The organism is Dactylosporangium cerinum (assembly GCF_042653625.1).
Classification (GTDB): domain Bacteria; phylum Actinomycetota; class Actinomycetes; order Mycobacteriales; family Micromonosporaceae; genus Dactylosporangium; species Dactylosporangium cerinum.
In genome coordinates, this window is sequence record NZ_JBHSIU010000041.1 from 417835 (window position 1) to 433270 (window position 15436).

The window sequence follows — 15436 nt, forward strand, 5'->3', positions numbered from 1 at the left end:
TGGGGACGGCAGGGCGATCGATCTGTGAAGTTGCTTAACAGATCCACCGCAGGCTATGCCAGCAGGGCAATCGCGTCAATACGGGACTTGAACTAAGACCTGGATGCGTGCCGGGCGGCCGGGGTGGTCGCCGACTCCCCCGCACCCGCCTCCATGGACGACCGGACCACCCGGAGGTTCGTGCGGACCACGACGCTGAGCATGAAGACGCCGCACACGGCCTGCTCGACGCGCAGCCAGAGCGGGAACGCGCCCGGCCAGGCGACGACAGCGACGATCGCGGCCAGCACCACCATCGAGATGATGCGGAGCCGGCGGAACGAGCCGCGGTGGCCGGCGGCGGCGCGGCGGGCGAGCAGCAGGAGCACCGCCGCGCTGGCCGCGACCAGCGGCGTGCGGACCCAGACGGCCGTGGTGACGAGCGCGGGGTCGTGGCGCATCACCACCACGGCGACGACGGTGGCCACGCTGATCACCAGGAACGCGGCCAGCAGCTTGACAACGGTGGGCAGATGGTCGTTTTTCATGCCGCCCAGCCTGCGTTTCGGGGCCGGGGTGCGGCATCGGCGCGCGGATCGAAGTCGCGTCTCCACCCGGGGGTGCAGACGCGCCTCCAACCGGGTGCCGATGCCGCCGGAGCGAGATCGTTCTAGGTTCTAGGGGTGCAGACCGAGGAGCCCGCGCTGACCCGCCTGCGGGTCATCCGGTGGATGCAGTTGCTGACGCCACTGATGCTGGCGTGGTTCGTGTGGGCCGCCGCCACCACCGAGCCCGGCTTCGGGCCGACCGGCAGCCGGCTGGCCGTCGTGCTGGCCACCGCCGGGTTCGTCGTCGGGGTGTTCGGCCGCAACGCGACCGCCACACTGCCGATCAGGCCGCCGCACGTGGCCTTCGTCGGGGCGATGCTGGTCAGCTCGGTGACGCTGGTGGCGGTGCAACCGGGCGGTCCGGGTTCGGTGGCGGTGCTGGTCGCGGTGCTGTGCGCGGCGACCGGGCTGATGTCCGTGCGGGTGGCCGTCCCGGTGTTGATCACGGCATTCGTGCTGCTCGAGGCGGTGGCTACGATCGCCGGGCAGGACTTCGGCTTCCTCGCCGTGCTCGCCGGGTTCGCCGTCCTGTTCGGATCGCTGTATCTGGCGTTCCGGCTGGCCGAGGCGCAGCGCGAGACCAAGCGCCTGCTCGCCGAGCTGCAGGCCGGCCAGGCGGCGCTGGCCGAGGCGGCCGTGCTGGCCGAGCGGCAGCGGCTGGCCCGGGAGATGCATGATGTCCTCGCCCACTCGCTGTCGGGGCTGTCGCTGCAGCTGGAGGGCGCCCGCATGCTGATCGCCGAGGACCCGGCCGACCCGCGCCTGCCGGTCGTCGTCGACCGCGCCCACCACCTCGCCCGGGCCGGCCTGCAGGAGGCTCGCCGGGCCATCGGCCTGCTGCGCGACGACGAGCTGCCCGGCCCGGACCGGCTGGCCGAGCTGGCCGAGCAGTTCACCCGCGACCAGGCGGTGCCGTGCGACTTCGCGATGACCGGGGAGCCGCACCCGCTGGGGTCGCAGGCACGGCTGGCGCTCTACCGGGTGGCGCAGGAGGCGCTGACCAACGTGATCAAGCACGCATCGCCGACGCGGGTCTCGCTGCGCCTCGCCTACGAATCGACGGCGACCCGCCTGATCGTCGAGGACTTCGCCGCTGAGCGGCCCGTGATCCCTGACGAGACGGACGGTTACGGGCTGACCGGGATGCGGGAACGGGCCGAGCTGCTCGGCGGGACGCTCACCGCGGGCGCGACCGGCCAGGGGTTCCGGGTCGTGCTGGCGGTGCCGGCATGATCCGGGTGGTCATCGCCGACGACCAGCGGGTGGTCCGCGAGGGGCTGAGCATGGTGCTCGGGCTGATGAAGGGCGTCGAGGTGGTTGGTGCGGCCGCCGACGGCGCCGAGGCGGTCGCGCTGGTGCACGCCGTGCGGCCGGATGTCGTGCTCATGGACCTGCGCATGCCGCGGTGCGACGGGATCGAGGCCACCCGTCGCCTGTGCACCGAGGCACCCGAGGTCAAGGTGGTGGTGCTGACCACGTATTCCGACGACAGATCGGTGCTGGACGCGTTCCGGGCCGGCGCCCGCGGCTACCTGACCAAGGACGCCAGCGGCGAGCAGATCCATGCGGCGTTGCGCCAGGTCCTCGACGACCACGCGGTCATCGACCCGGCCGTGCAGCGGCATCTCGTCAACGCCATCGCGGGTGCGCCGGCGCCGCGGCCGGAGTTCCCGGACGGTCTCACGCCGCGGGAGGCCGAGGTGCTGTCGCTGATGGCCCGGGGCCTGTCCAACACCGAGATCGCCGCCCGCCTGACGGTCAGCGAGGCGACGGTGAAGAGCCACATCAACCACCTGTTCGTGAAGATCGGCGCCCGCGACCGGGCCCAGGCCGTCGCCTACGCCTTCCGCCACGACCTCGCCGGGTCATGACCGGCCGGCGCAGCGTCTCGGCCGGTCATCGTGTGGCAAGCCCCGGCTGCTCGGCGCGCACCAGGTGGCCCGCCGCGAGCAGCGCCTCGATCCGCTCCGGGGGCTGGGGCCGGGCGAAGTGGTCGCCCTGCCCGTGCGGGTAGCCGAGCTCGCGCAGCCGTTGTGCCTGCGCCTGGGTCTCGATGCCCTCCGCGACGGCCGTGAGCCGTAGCGCCCGGGCCATCTGGATCACCGCGGCGGCGACGGTGCGGCCATCCGGCGCCGTGCACGTGCCGGTGAACGCGCGGTCGAGCTTGATCTCGTCGACGGGGCAGGTCTGCAGGGTGCTGAGGCTGGAGTGCCCGGTGCCGAAGTCGTCGAGGGAGATGCGCACGCCGAGCGCCCGCAGCGCGTGCACCGACTGGACGCAGCTCGGGTGCAGTGTCGCCGTCTCGGTGATCTCGACGGTGAGCCGCTGCGGGGCGAGACCGGTGGCGGTGAGGACGCGGTCCACGTCGGCGGCGAAGTCGGCCTCCTGCAGCTGCCGGGCCGAGACGTTGACGCTCAGGCGGGGCGCGGCGGCGCCGTACGCGTGGTGCCACGTCACGGCCTGCCGGCAGGTCTGCTCCAGGATCCACCGGCCGAGCGGCACGATGAGGCCGGTGGACTCGGCGACCGGGATGAAGTCGGCCGGCGGGACCGTGCCGCGGCCGGGGTGCTCCCAGCGCACGAGGGCCTCGACCATCGCCGGCACGCCACCGGCGTCGAGGCGCACGCCGTCCAGGGCGACGATCGGCTGGTACACGACGGAGAACTGTCCCTCGTCGATGCCGGTGCGCAGGTCCCGTTCCAGGGTGGCCCGGGCACGGACCGGCACGTCCAGCGGCGCCGCGTAGTCGACGTGGCGGATGCGGGGACCGTCGCGGTCGGCCTTCGCCGCGTACATCGCGACGTCCGCGCGGCGCAGCAGCTCCTGCGGGGTCGCGGCGACGGTGCCGAGCGCCACGCCGATGCTCGCGGCGAGCCGCAGCCGGTGCCCGTCGACGTCGACGGGCTGCTCGAACGCGGCCGCGATCCGGCCGATGACCGTGAGCGCGGCGGCGTCGTCGGCGTGCTCCAGCAGGACCGCGAACTCGTCGCCGCCGAGCCGGGCGACGATGTCGCCGCGCCGCACCGCGCCGCGGAGCCGGTCCGCGGCGGCGACCAGCAGCGCGTCGCCGACGGCGTGGCCGAGGGTGTCGTTGACGGTCTTGAACTCGTTGAGGTCGATGAGCAGCACCCGCAGCCGCTCCGGCGGGCCGGCGGCGAGCGCCTCGGAGACGCGCTCGCCGAAGAGGCTGCGGTTGGCGAGGTCGGTGAGCGCGTCGTGGCTGGCCTGATGGCTGAGGCGCTGCTGGAAGTCGCGGGCGTCGGTGACGTCGCGGGAGTTGCAGACGATGCCGGCCACCCCGGGGTCGTGCAGGAGGTTGGCCATGGTGATCTCGGCCCACCGCCAGCTGCCGTCGACGTGCGCCAGCCGGGCCTGGAACACCACCGGCGCGCCCGGTTCGCGGATGACCCGTTCGTACGCGGCGAAGACCTCCTCCGCGTCGTCGACGTAGATCATGTCGGCGGCGGCCCGGCCCGGCCACTGCTCGGCCGGGAGCCCGAGGAACCGGGTCGCGCCGGGGCTGACGTAGGTGAGAATGCCGTCGGCGTCGGTGACGGTGATGAGGTCCGAGGCGTTCTGCACCAGCGACCGGAACCGCCGCTCCCGGTCGCCGAGCTCGACCATGCCGGCGTCGAGCCGGGCGACCAGCCGGGTGTTCTCCTGGAACGTGAGCATCTGCCGGACGACGACGAGCACGGCGAGAATCACCACGCCGACGGCGACGCCGAGCCGCTCGCCGGGGTTGTCGGAGGTCATGACGAACAGCAGCAGCAGGTTGCCGGCGCCGACCGCGACGTAGGGCAGGACGCTGAACGAACGGCGGCGGCCCTGCACGACCGCGGCGTCCGGAGCGGGCCGGTCGCGCCGCTCGCAGCGGGCCGCGAACACCGCGAACAGGCAGCTGAGCGGCACGGCCAGCTGGCTCGGGCTGGGCGCGCCGGGTGGCAGAAACGCCTCCGGCGCGGACGCGAGCGCACCGACGATGATGGCGAGGCCGAACCACCGCAGCGCGGCCCGGTCGACGGTGGACCCGCCGGTGAGCACGACCTTGACGATGGCGAACAGCGCCAGCAGCGACACGACCAGGGTGACCAGGCCGGTGAAGAACGCGGTGCGGTTGCCGCCGTCCTGCTCGAGGGACGGGCGCAGCCAGAACTGCCACAGGAACAGCCCGCCGGCCGCCACCACTGTGCAGGCGTCGAGCAGGAACGTCACCCGGCGCGGCCGGCTGTCCAGGCCCAGCGGCAGCCGCAGCAGCGCCCAGCCCTCCAGCAGCACCGCGACGAGGAAGACCGCGCCGTCCACCGCGCCGATGCGCCCGCCCGGGTCGCCGATCGCCTGGATGCCCCGCACCACCGAGCCGACGCCGACGAGCAGCGTGCCGGCGCCCATGAGCCGCCAGAACCGGGCGGCGGCCCGGTTGACCCGGGCGTCGGCGCCGACCGTCCAGAGCGCGGCGCCGGCCAGCGCCGCGGAGCACAGGTTGGGCACCCAGCCGAGCGCGGAGGGCCCGATCGGGCCGCGCACGTTGAGCGCGAACCAGCCCCAGGCGATCAGGACGATCACGACCTGGGCGATCACGTCGGCGTGCGAGGGCCCGAACACGGCGTCACGCAGACGCGCCGCCGATCGCGGCCGTCCGGTTCCCGTCATCTGCAGCCCGTCCTCTGCGTGCTCGTCCGGACTGCTCATCGACCGCTCCCCGCGGGACCTGAGCGTCGTCCGCCTGCCGAGGCACCGTACCGCCCCCGGCGCCCGCGCGCCGATCGTCCACCGGTACCTCGATGACGAGCCTGCCGGTCAGGCCGCGGGCGCCGGGGAGAACGGGCGGACGCCGTACCGCTCCGACTCGCCGATGACGTCCCAAAGGATCTTGGGCGCGTCGGTGCCCTGGACGGTCCTGACGGTCTTGCGGAAGCCGCCGCGGTAGGACACGGTGACGCGGTACGCGTAGCGGTCGCAGCAGGGGTTCCGCGGCTGGTACGAGTTGCGCAGCCACTTGAACCGGTGACTGCCGGCCAGCCGCAGCGCCCGCTGGCCGCCGACGGTCGTGCGGTCCACGACGAACGACTCCTGCTTGCCGGCGAAGCCGCCCGAGCGGTCCAGCACGATCTTGGTGGCCGAGCCGAACGGCGCCGGCGCGGCGGCCGCTGGTGTGGCGGGTGCGAGCGCCGCGATCCCGCAGACCGCGATCAGTGTCACGATGCTGTTGCGCGTCCTGGTGCGTCCCATGATGTCCCCCGTGTCGGGCGTCGCCGTCGACGCCTCCTCACCCGAGGACACCACACGGGCACGTTCCCGATATGCCGGATCTGCCGGAAATAAGCCTTACGTACCACGGCACGCGCACGGCGACGGACCGGGGCCTGACCGTTCGGCCCCGATTGCGAGGGAAGGAGCCCCATGTCGTACGAGGTGACGGTGGACGAGGCGGTGGCCCGGCCGACGGCGGTGGTCGCCGCGACGACGACGTGGCGGGAGTTCCCGGCCGTGTGGCCCGGCCTGCTCGACGAGGTGTGGGACTGCCTGCGCGCGGCCGGCATCGACCGCGGGTGCCGCAACGTGATGCTGTACCTCGACGACGTGCCGAACGTCGAGGTCGGCGTGGCCCTGGACCAGCCGTGCCCGCTCACCGGCCGGGTGACCGCGTCGGCGCTGCCTGCCGGGCCGGTCGCGACGACGGTGTATCGCGGGCCGTACGCCGGGCTCGGCGCGGCGCATCAGGCCGTCGCCGACTGGTGCGCCGGGCACGGGTGGCCGCCGGCCGGCCCGCGGTGGGAGGTCTACGGGCCGCACCACGACGACCCCGCCGAGGTGTGGACCGAGGTGCACTGGCTGCTGCGCCCCGCGGGGTAGCCGCTCAGGCCGGAAGGTCGGGCACCTCCAGCCCGAGCGCCGCGGCCAGGTCCGCCGTCCGGCGCGGGGTCGAGCACCGGCGGGCGAGCGTGATCTCGTCGAGCCGGCCGGCGCGGGCCTGGAACAGGACCTGCCCGGCCGGGTGCGCCCGCAGCTGCTCGGCGGTGAGCCGGCCGGCCAGGTCCCGGGCCGCGGCGACGATGGCGGGCAGCGCCGAGCGCAGGTCGCCCGCCCACGCCGCGACCGCACGGAGCCAGTCACCGGCGTCCGGCGACGCGGAGAACCGTGCCACGGCGGCGTCGATCTCCGGCCACGTCCAGTCCCGCCAGGGCCGGGACCGCAGGACCGGCAGCTGCCACACCCGCCGGGTCGCCGACCAGTGGTCGGCGTGCGCCGGCACCGAGTGCACGGTGAGGTCCGGGACGCACAGCGCCGTCAGGTTCCAGCCGTGGCAGGCGCCGGTGTCCAGACCGAACACCCGGCCGTCGCGCAGCAGCGGCTCACGGCCGGTCACGTGATGGCCGAACACGACCGGCTTCGCGTCGGTGTAGTGCTCGTGCCAGTGCCCTTCGGGGAACAGCCCGGCGAGCGCCTTCTCGCCGCTGGTGGAGCCGCAGAGGATCTCCTCCCGCTGCGCCGCCAGGGGCGTCCCGGACAGCATCGCGGCGTGCACGACCCGCACGTCGTCGTTCTCGAAGAAGTACGGCAGGGTCGCCATCCACTCGACCGCGCCGGCGTAGCCGTCGCCGAGCTGCAACCGGGTGATCTCCTGGGCGTAGGAGTAGACGCCGCGGACGTGCTTGCGCTCGTGGTTGCCCATGACCACGACGGAGTTCGGCCGCTCCCGGAAGAACCTGATGACCTCGCCGGGCTTCGGCCCCCGGTCGACCAGGTCGCCGACGCTGACGAGCAGGTCGTCGGGGCGCAGGCGCACAGCGTCGAGGAGCTCGATCAGCTCGTCGAAGCAGCCGTGGATGTCGCCGACGACGACGGTGCGCCCCATGCCCGGGAGCCTAGGAACGCATCGGCCCGATGGGCAAAGGGTTATCAGCTGTTGCCCGGCGTGTAGAGGCGGGCACGGCGCGGATCATGTCCGCGACGGTCGCCGTGCCGGCGGACGGTGGCATGTCGCGTTCACCGTCACCGTCGAACGCACCGACCGGCGACCGACGCAGCCAACCGCGGCAGTCGGTGTCGACGTCGGCATCCGCCACCTCGCCGTGCTGTCCACCGGCGAACTCGTCGCCAACCCCGCCACCTCGACACCGCGCAGACCCGGCTGCAAGCCCTCGGCCGGGCTCTGGCCCGCAAGCAGGGACCGGACCGCCGGACCGGGCAGGCGCCGTCGCAGCGGTGGCGTCGCGCGTGCGCCCGGCTCGGCCGGGCGCACGCCCGGGTCGCTGACCTACGCCGAGATGGCCTGCACAAACTCACCACCCGGCTCGCCTCCACCTACGGCACGATCGTGGTGGAGGACCTGCACGTCGCGGGGATGCTGCGCAACCGGAGCCTGGCCCGGCACATCGCCGACGCCGGGTTCGCCGAGATCCGCCGGCAACTCAGCTACAAGACGACGTGGAACGGTGGCCGGCTCGTGGTCGCCGGCCGCTGGTATCCGTCCAGCAAGACCTGCTCACGCTGCGGCGCAGTGAAAGCCAAACTGCCCCTGCGTGAACGGACCTACACCTGCACCAGCTGCGGCCTGGTCCTGGACCGAGACGTCAACGCCGCACACAACCTCGCCGTCCTCGCCGCGGACCCCGCGGACGCGAGCATGGGTGGGGTGGTATCCGCCGGGAGTGGCCCGGTGGCAGGACGCGGAGCCAACCGCAAGTCCCACTCCGGTGGGCAGGAGGCGAAGAACCGTCAACCCGGCACCGCACCAGCGGATCAGACCGGGACCGTCCCGTCGCAAGACAGGACTGCCGCATGAGCGCCAAAGAGCACTCGACGGCAACGGTTATCCGATGCGAGGAAAGCGGTGACCCTAGTTGGCAAAAATCGCCGTAGCGATTCTCAAGGAGAAGGAAGGACCACCATGGCCTCGCCCGTCGATGCTAGCACCGGACCCAGTTCCACGGGGACGAAATTACTGTCCTGATTGGACGGACGGAACACGTAAGCGGGCCCGGTGACGGCCGCGTCCGCGTCGTCATAGCGCACGGGCAGGCCGTCCGCGGCGGCCGGTGCGTGCCGGAACAGGTCGTGCACGCTGGGCAGGGTGTCCAGGTACTCCACGTAGGCCGGCATGGTCTCCGCGAGCAGCCCGCCGTTGTGGGCCGCGGACTGCACCCGCGAGCGGAGGTTCGCGTCGAGATACACCAGCTCGCGGCGGGCCAGGTCCAGGTAGGCGACGAACTTGGTCAGGTGGTTGCCCCGCACCGGGAACGACAGCTGGGTGCGGCTGGGCTCGAACAGCCTGCCCTCCTGCGGCTCCTCGCCCCACTGCAGGGCCGCGTGCACGTCGTCGGCGTCGGCGAAGGTGCGGCGGGAGTAGCACAGCAGGCTCCACACCGCGTAGCGGACGCCGGCCCCGGCGAGCTCGTCGAGGTGCAGGTCGATGAGCTGGCAGGCGCGCCCCTGGAGGTCCTTGGAGTTCGTCGGGTCGCCGGAGAACACCGAGCCGCCGCCGAGGCCGGGCCGGTCCCAGCAGCACTCGCCGAGCGGCGTCCAGCCCGCGCCGAAGAAGTTCCAGCTGTTGTCGTACCAGACGTTGTGCCCGACGGGCCCGCTCGCCCAGTACGACGCGGTCCGCACGAACCGGACCCGGTCCGGGATTCCGAACACGGTGCCGCGGCCGTACGGCGCCAGCTCGGCGTCGTTCGTCGGCAGCTTCACCTGCGCCACCGCCGGGTCGAGCGCGACCGGGCCGACGCCGGCGAGGCGCCGGGTGAGCTCGTCGCCGATGACCGGGAGCACCGCGTCGCGCGCGCCGAGTCCCAGCCGGCGGTGCGGCTCGGCGTCGACGATCTGCGCCTTCGACCAGTTGCCGCGCGGCGGGAACATGCGCCACCGCCGGGCGTTGGTGGTCTCCAGGTGCCGCTGGAGCTTCAGCAGTTGCAGCGTGGTGAGCCGCCCGGTGACCGATTCCAGGCCGGGTGCGGCGCGGAAGGTGAGCAGCAGGTGGTGCAGCCGCCGGGCGTATTCGCCGGGGCGCTCCGCGAGGCGGTCGAACACGGCCGGGTCCCGTTCGGCCAGCAGCCGCTCCACGTCGGCGGCGAACCCGCGCACCGGGGCGCCGGTGTACAGCACGTCGTACGCCGCCACGACCCGCGGGAAGGTGGCCCGGTAGTCGCCGGGGTGCAGGGCGAACAGCAGCCGCTTGAACTGCTCCCGGCGCCGGGCGACGTCCTCCAGCAGATGGGTGGCGCCCTCCAGCAGGCCGAGCAGGTAGCGGCGCTCGGCCCGGGTGAAGCGCCGCAGCCGCTGCGGCGTGCGCAGGCCGGGGTCGCCGCCGGACAACGAGACCGCCAGCCGCAGCACGTCGGTCGCGGTCGCCACCCGCGCCGCGACGCCCTGCTCCAGCAGCAGCACCGCGAGCCGGATGCGATTCTCCACAAAGGACACCGCGGCGAGGTCGACGGGTGCGGCGGCGAGCGCGGCGACGTCGGCGAACTGCGCGTCGGTCCAGCGGGCCGGCAACGCGAGGAGCCCGTCGAGGATGCGGGCCGGGGCGTCGTCGTCGGCCGGGTGCAGGACCCGCGGCGCCGGCAGGTCCGCCAGCGGCGACCGCTCCGCCGGTTCCTCGGTGACCAGGTCGTTGGGCAGGCCCCAGTACATGAGGATCTGGCGGATCCAGTACCCGGCCTCGTCCATGGCGAGCACCTCGGCCGGGAAGTTCTTGTAGACGACGAAATCCGCCATCCGCTTGTCGTCGCCGGTCAGCGCGGCGAGGACCGGCTCGACCCCGGCCCACCAGTCCCGCAGCTCGTCCTCACCGGTCTCGCCGAGGACGGTGTATGCCCGGGCCGACAACGCGAACCCGTAGTAGGCGATGTTCGCCGTGACGGTGGCGAGCGACGCCACCGCCGCGACGGGCGTGCCGGCGGCGGGCAGGGCGATGAGGTCACGCGGGATCAGGACTCGTTGCACATCGACGAGCGTCCCGCACCCACCGCGACGCGGTCAAAGCCGTTTCGCGTCAGTCCTCCACGCCGTAGCCGACGAACGCGTACACGCCGGGAGCGGCGCGCTCGACCGCCTCGGCGACCCGGCCGATCTCTCCCTCCCACGTCACGTCCTGCTCCTGCTGGATCTCCTCCGGCATCTGCCCGTAGGCGTAGCCGGAGTACAGCAGGATGCCGACGGCACGCGGCTCGTACTCGTCGTAGTCGTAGACGCGCGGCTCGGCGGGTGCGCCCTCCTCGTCCTTCAGGCGCACCGCGCCGGCGGCGGCCCGGGCGAGGCGCAGGATCGTCTCCTGCTCGTCCTCCGGCACCTCGGCGCCGTCCTTCCTGGACACGAACAGGGCTGGGCCATAGGCGGACATGCGGCGAGGGTACCGGCTGACGCTCAGGCCGCTTCCGGCGACGCCTCGATGAAGTCACTGAGGTCGACGCCCACCTCGAGCAGCACGTCGGCGAGCTTGTCGACGCTCGGCACAGCCCGCGAAACGCCGGGGCCGACCAGCGTGTACCAGGCGATGGACCCGACGCCGCCGACCTCGACCCGCCACCTGCCGTCGGGTGTCTGCATCGCCGCCAAGCTCACCTCCCGACGCTACGACAGCGCCACGACCAGCGGGAAGACATGATCGATAAGTACACCGATGTAGTTTCCGGGCAGGGAAAGATTGGACGGGACGACGCCCGGGCTTGTAGCCTGCACGCGACCGAGACACCGCCCGAGGAGGTGAGACCCATGAACGCTGCAGCGATGTGTGGGTGCTCCCCCTTGCCGTCACGGTCGGGCGACTGACGTAGGTGTCGCCGGGAGCGCCCCGCCAACCAGGCACTCCCGAAAGGCAACACCAATGGACACTCCACAGGTTCCCGGCGCCGACCGCGCGCCCCTCACGTTCGACGTGATCATTGCCGGTTGCGGGCCGACCGGTGCGATGCTGGCCGCCGAGCTGCGGCTGCACGATGTGCAGGTGCTCGTCCTGGAGCAGGAAACCGGGCCTACGTCGTTCGTCCGCATCGTCGGCCTGCACATCCGAAGCCTCGAGCTGATGGCGATGCGCGGGCTGCTGGATCGCATCCTCCCGCACGGACGACAGCGTCCGGCCGCCGGCTTCTTCGCCGCCATCGCCAAACCCGCGCCCAAGGGCCTGGACTCCGCGTACGCCTATCTGCTCGGCATCCCCCAGCCGGTCATCGAGCAGTTGCTCGAGGCCCACGCGATCGAACTCGGCGCGCAGGTCCGGCGCGGGTGCGCGGTCACCGGATTCGAGCAGGACGACGAGGGGGTGACCGTCGAGCTGGCCGGTGGGGAGCGGCTGCGGTCGCGGTACCTCGTCGGCTGTGACGGCGCGCGCAGCACGGTGCGCAAGCTCCTCGGCGTCGGCTTCCCCGGCGAGCCGGCGCGGACCGAGACGCTGATGGGCGAGATGGCGGTCGGCGTGCCGCCGGAGGAGATCGCCGCCAAGGTGGCCGAGGTCCGCCGGCAACGATTCTGGCTGCGACCCTCGGGCGCCGGGAACTACAGCGTCGTCGTGCCCGCCGCGGGCGTCAGCGACCGCTCGGCACCGCCCACCCTCGAGGACTTCAAACACCAGTTGCGCGCCGTCGCCGGCACCGATTTCGGCGTGCACTCCCCGCGCTGGCTGTCCCGCTTCGGGGATGCCACCCGGCTGGCCGAACGGTACCGGGTCGGGCGGGTGCTGCTGGCCGGCGACGCGGCACACATCCATCCACCCACCGGCGGGCAGGGCCTCAACCTGGGCGTCCAGGACGCGTTCAACCTCGGCTGGAAGCTTGCCGCGCAGGTCCGCGGCTGGGCGCCGGCCACCCTGCTGGACACGTATCAGGCCGAGCGTCATCCGGTCGCCGCGGACGTGCTGGACAATACCCGCGCCCAGATGGAACTGTCGTCCGCCGAGCCGGGGCCGCAGGCCGTGCGCCGGCTGCTCACCGAGCTGATGGACTTCGACGAGGTGAACCGCTACCTGATCGAGAAGATCACCGCGATCGACATCCGGTACGACCTCGGCGAAGGCCCCGACCTGCTCGGCCGGCGCCTGCCCGACGTCGACGTGCAACAGGGCCGCCTCTACGGTCTGCTGCACCGCGGCCGCGGCCTGTTGCTGGACCGCACCGAACGGCTGACCGTCGGCGGCTGGTCCGACCGGGTCGACCACCTCGCGGATCCCACCGCGGCGCTGGATGTCCCGTGCGTCCTGCTCCGCCCCGACGGCCACGTCGCCTGGATCGGCGACGATCAGCAGGACCTGGACGGCCACCTCGCCCGCTGGTTCGGCAGCCCCACCGGCTGATCCCGCCGGGCCACCGGCCCGGCGGGAAGTCGATCCGTGTGCCACGATCCTGCGGTGCGGCTGTCAAAGGTGTGGCTGGTGTTCGGGGTGACCGGCGCGCTGGCGGTCGCGGCCGCGACGGTGTCGGCGACCGAGGTGTCGCTGCGGTGCGCCGCGGTGGCGTTCGTGGTGCTGGCGTGGCGAGCCGCCGCGGGCGCCGGGCCCGCGCCGAGGCGCCTGCGGTGGCTCCTGGCCGCCGGCTGCGTTCTGTTCGCCGCCGTCCCGCTGGTCCAGCTCGCCGCGATCGCCGACCGGACCGCCGACGCCGGCTGGTTCGGATACGGCCCGCCGGGCAATGCGGAGCTGACCGCGCTGCTGGAAGCGGCGTGCCGGGCGCTGGACTGGGAGCGGACCGCTGCCGGCGTCCGGCTCGGCGCGGTGGTCCTGCTCACCGGCGCCGTGTACGGCCTGCCCGGTGCCCGCCGGCGCGGCCGGGTCGTAGCGACCGTGGTCGGGGCCGTGGTGCTGGGAGCCGGGATCGTCGCGGACCGCTGGCTCGGCATCGACCTCGACCGGCTGGTCCCGGCCGTTCGTGGGGTGTGGCCCGGGCTGCTCGCGGCCGCCGCCGGTATCGCCGGGCTCGTGCTCGCCGGCCGGCGCGCCGATCACCGCTGGCTGGTGGTGGCGGGCGCGGCGCTGGTCGCGGTCGCGGCCGCCGTCACGCAGTCCGACCTGACCGGTAGCTGGCTCAGCGTGGCGGCGCTCGCGGACGCGATCTGCGGGACCACACAACCCGCGATCATGGTGAGCACGGCGATGAGCGGTGCCGCCGGCCCGAGCCTGGACCTCGATCCGGCGCTGGCAGCGGCGGTGTTGCTGGCCGGTCCGGCGCTGCTGGTGGCAGGCGTGCTGCGCGCCACCGCACCGCCCGGCACCGGCGAGCCGCAGGACGGCTGAGGGGACGCGCTCCGGTGCGCCCCCTCAGCCGCGGCGTCACACGCCGATCCTGCGCCAGTCGCCCCAGATGGCGAACGTCATGCCGCGGCTGGCCTGGATGTTGACGAACAGGGTGTGCCCGTCCGGGGAGAACGTCGAGCCGGCGAACTCGTCGTCGTAGCGGGGTGCGCCGGTGCTGCTGACGAGCCGGTTGAGCGCGATGTCGAACAGCTCACCCCGCGGGGTCAGCCCGCGAAGGTAGTTGTCGTTGGTGTTGTCCTCGCAGACGACCAGCGTGCCGCGGGGGCTGGTGGTGACGTTGTCGGGGAAGTCGAGCACGTCGGGGCCGGTGGACTGGTACAGCAGCCGCAGCCTCCGCGAGTGCGTGTCGTACGCCCAGATCTGGCCGTTGCCGTTGCCGTAGCCGTTCGCGATCGGGCCGGTGCTGGTCTCCTCGGGGCCGCCGCCCTGCGTCGAGGTGAAGTAGACGACGCCACGGTCGTAGGTGGCGCCTTCGAGACGCGAAAAGTACGCCGCGCCGCGGGCCCAGCCCTGCCGGGCGACGTGGCTGATCGCGTCGTTGTTCGTGGTCGGCGCGGGCTCGCCGGGCGTGTACGGGTAGACCGGTGACGGGTCGTCGATGTCGACCCACTCGACGGGGAACGTCGACCCGGCCGGCAGCGCGGCCTCCAGGTGGATGTTCGGCCGGCCCTTCACCTTGAGCATCTGCAGCCGGCCGCGGTTGCCGAGGCGGCCGGCGCGCATCGGGTGCTGCCGTGGCGTGTACCGGTAGAGCCCGGACGCGAACCCGAAGTCGTCCTCGGTCAGGTAGAGGGCGCCCTCCCCCGGGTCGAACGCGACCGCCTCGTGCGCGAACCGCCCCGCCGCGGTGATCGGCTCCCGCTCGGCGCGGCCCTTGACGGGCACCTCGAAGACGTACCCGTGCGGCTTCTGGAGCGGCACGTTGGACACGCCGGTGAAGTCGGCGCCGACGTCCGGGCCGTTGACCGTCTCCTCGCACGTCACCCAGCTGCCCCACGGCATGGGCCCGCCGGAGCAGTTCATCTGGGTGCCGTTGATGCTGGTGTACGCGCGGACGACCTCGCCGTGCCGGGTGACCTCGATCGTCGTGGTGCCGCCCTGCGCCATCGGGTCGTAGGCGGCGGTGGCGTCGCCGAACGCGGCTCCGGGACCGTTGACCTCGTGGTTGCGGATCAGGGTGTAGTTGCCGCGCGGGCCGCGGAACGCCGCCATGCCGTCGTGCCGGCCGGGCAGCGTGGTGCCGTCGTCGAGCACGACGGGTGTCTCGGTGTCGTGGAACGACCGGTACTCGAACCCGGCGGGCAGCCAGAGCCGGACCGCGCCGTCGCGGTGGTCCGGCACCGGGCCCAGGGTCGGGCGGGGTCGGTCGTGGGTGGGTGCGGCCTCGCCGCGCGCGGCGAACCCGGCGAACGGGCCGATTGCGGTGCCGCCGAGTATCGCGGCGGCGCCGCGTAACGCGGTCCGCCGGTCGATGCCAGCCATGGGCACTCCCTTCGCATGGCGTCAATGCCATTGAGAAGCCCCGATCATCGACCGTCGTTCACCGCTCCGCAACCCTCCGTTCATCTATGCGCCCGACGCCGACCACGGCGGGAACCTGGCG

At 73.1% G+C, this 15436-nt stretch carries 14 protein-coding genes; 6 read left to right on the forward strand and 8 right to left on the reverse strand.

Going from position 1 to position 15436, the window contains the following annotated elements; genetic code table 11:
* Window positions 1-92: 92 nt before the first annotated feature.
* Complete coding sequence (locus ACFPIJ_RS30915) at window positions 93-527, reverse strand: hypothetical protein (RefSeq protein ID WP_380120112.1); 435 nt, start codon at window positions 525-527, stop codon at window positions 93-95.
* 135 nt (window positions 528-662) lie between these two features.
* On the opposite strand from ACFPIJ_RS30915, the gene ACFPIJ_RS30920 reads away from it, so the two are divergent.
* On the forward strand, window positions 663-1820 hold the full coding sequence (locus tag ACFPIJ_RS30920) for a sensor histidine kinase (protein ID WP_380120114.1): 1158 nt from the start codon (window positions 663-665) through the stop codon (window positions 1818-1820).
* Window positions 1817-2458 (forward strand): response regulator, encoded by a 642-nt coding sequence (locus tag ACFPIJ_RS30925; RefSeq protein WP_380120116.1) that lies wholly within the window; start codon window positions 1817-1819, stop codon window positions 2456-2458. The genes ACFPIJ_RS30920 and ACFPIJ_RS30925 overlap by 4 nt, the downstream gene beginning before the upstream one ends.
* Before the next feature lie 25 nt (window positions 2459-2483).
* Here the strand turns inward: ACFPIJ_RS30925 and ACFPIJ_RS30930 are convergent, their stop codons facing one another.
* Complete coding sequence (locus ACFPIJ_RS30930) at window positions 2484-5279, reverse strand: putative bifunctional diguanylate cyclase/phosphodiesterase (protein WP_380120118.1); 2796 nt, start codon at window positions 5277-5279, stop codon at window positions 2484-2486.
* Between the two features lie 108 nt (window positions 5280-5387).
* Window positions 5388-5870: a hypothetical protein gene (locus tag ACFPIJ_RS30935; protein ID WP_380120120.1), complete on the reverse strand. Its 483-nt coding sequence runs from the start codon at window positions 5868-5870 to the stop codon at window positions 5388-5390.
* A gap of 120 nt (window positions 5871-5990) precedes the next feature.
* On the opposite strand from ACFPIJ_RS30935, the gene ACFPIJ_RS30940 reads away from it, so the two are divergent.
* Window positions 5991-6443: a GyrI-like domain-containing protein gene (locus ACFPIJ_RS30940; RefSeq protein ID WP_380120122.1), complete on the forward strand. Its 453-nt coding sequence runs from the start codon at window positions 5991-5993 to the stop codon at window positions 6441-6443.
* Between the two features lie 4 nt (window positions 6444-6447).
* Here ACFPIJ_RS30940 and ACFPIJ_RS30945 read toward each other — a convergent pair whose 3' ends face one another.
* Entirely contained in the window at window positions 6448-7446 is a 999-nt protein-coding gene (locus tag ACFPIJ_RS30945; protein ID WP_380120124.1) for a metallophosphoesterase family protein, read from the reverse strand.
* A gap of 117 nt (window positions 7447-7563) precedes the next feature.
* Between ACFPIJ_RS30945 and ACFPIJ_RS30950 the strand changes: the two genes are divergently transcribed.
* Window positions 7564-8376 (forward strand): RNA-guided endonuclease TnpB family protein, encoded by an 813-nt coding sequence (locus tag ACFPIJ_RS30950; RefSeq protein WP_380120126.1) that lies wholly within the window; start codon window positions 7564-7566, stop codon window positions 8374-8376.
* An 83-nt stretch (window positions 8377-8459) separates the two neighbouring features.
* Here the strand turns inward: ACFPIJ_RS30950 and ACFPIJ_RS30955 are convergent, their stop codons facing one another.
* Genes ACFPIJ_RS30955 through ACFPIJ_RS30965 form a run of 3 tightly spaced genes read right to left on the reverse strand, consistent with a single transcriptional unit; the run spans window position 8460 to window position 11153 of the window.
* Window positions 8460-10535: a hypothetical protein gene (locus ACFPIJ_RS30955; RefSeq protein ID WP_380120128.1), complete on the reverse strand. Its 2076-nt coding sequence runs from the start codon at window positions 10533-10535 to the stop codon at window positions 8460-8462.
* A gap of 49 nt (window positions 10536-10584) precedes the next feature.
* A complete protein-coding gene (locus ACFPIJ_RS30960) occupies window positions 10585-10932 on the reverse strand; it encodes a hypothetical protein (protein WP_380120130.1) in 348 nt (115 codons plus the stop codon).
* A 23-nt stretch (window positions 10933-10955) separates the two neighbouring features.
* Entirely contained in the window at window positions 10956-11153 is a 198-nt protein-coding gene (locus ACFPIJ_RS30965) for a hypothetical protein (RefSeq protein ID WP_380120132.1), read from the reverse strand.
* Between the two features lie 262 nt (window positions 11154-11415).
* Between ACFPIJ_RS30965 and rox the strand changes: the two genes are divergently transcribed.
* Window positions 11416-12876, forward strand: coding sequence for a rifampin monooxygenase (gene rox / locus ACFPIJ_RS30970; protein WP_380120133.1), 1461 nt, complete (start codon window positions 11416-11418; stop codon window positions 12874-12876).
* 54 nt (window positions 12877-12930) lie between these two features.
* Window positions 12931-13812: a hypothetical protein gene (locus ACFPIJ_RS30975; RefSeq protein ID WP_380120135.1), complete on the forward strand. Its 882-nt coding sequence runs from the start codon at window positions 12931-12933 to the stop codon at window positions 13810-13812.
* Window positions 13813-13848: 36 nt separating this feature from the next.
* Here ACFPIJ_RS30975 and ACFPIJ_RS30980 read toward each other — a convergent pair whose 3' ends face one another.
* On the reverse strand, window positions 13849-15315 hold the full coding sequence (locus ACFPIJ_RS30980) for a PhoX family protein (protein ID WP_380120137.1): 1467 nt from the start codon (window positions 15313-15315) through the stop codon (window positions 13849-13851).
* Window positions 15316-15436: the final 121 nt, after the last annotated feature.

Bases quoted from the DNA above. Each gene is read 5' to 3' on its own strand.
- ACFPIJ_RS30915 (WP_380120112.1), bottom strand. From the start codon at position 527: ATGAAAAACGACCATCTGCCCACCGTTGTCAAGCTGCTGGCCGCGTTC.
- ACFPIJ_RS30925 (WP_380120116.1), top strand. From the start codon at position 1,817: ATGATCCGGGTGGTCATCGCCGACGACCAGCGGGTGGTCCGCGAGGGG.
- ACFPIJ_RS30930 (WP_380120118.1), bottom strand. From the start codon at position 5,279: ATGAGCAGTCCGGACGAGCACGCAGAGGACGGGCTGCAGATGACGGGA.
- ACFPIJ_RS30940 (WP_380120122.1), top strand. From the start codon at position 5,991: ATGTCGTACGAGGTGACGGTGGACGAGGCGGTGGCCCGGCCGACGGCG.
- ACFPIJ_RS30945 (WP_380120124.1), bottom strand. From the start codon at position 7,446: ATGGGGCGCACCGTCGTCGTCGGCGACATCCACGGCTGCTTCGACGAG.
- ACFPIJ_RS30960 (WP_380120130.1), bottom strand. From the start codon at position 10,932: ATGTCCGCCTATGGCCCAGCCCTGTTCGTGTCCAGGAAGGACGGCGCC.
- rox (WP_380120133.1), top strand. From the start codon at position 11,416: ATGGACACTCCACAGGTTCCCGGCGCCGACCGCGCGCCCCTCACGTTC.
- ACFPIJ_RS30980 (WP_380120137.1), bottom strand. From the start codon at position 15,315: ATGGCTGGCATCGACCGGCGGACCGCGTTACGCGGCGCCGCCGCGATA.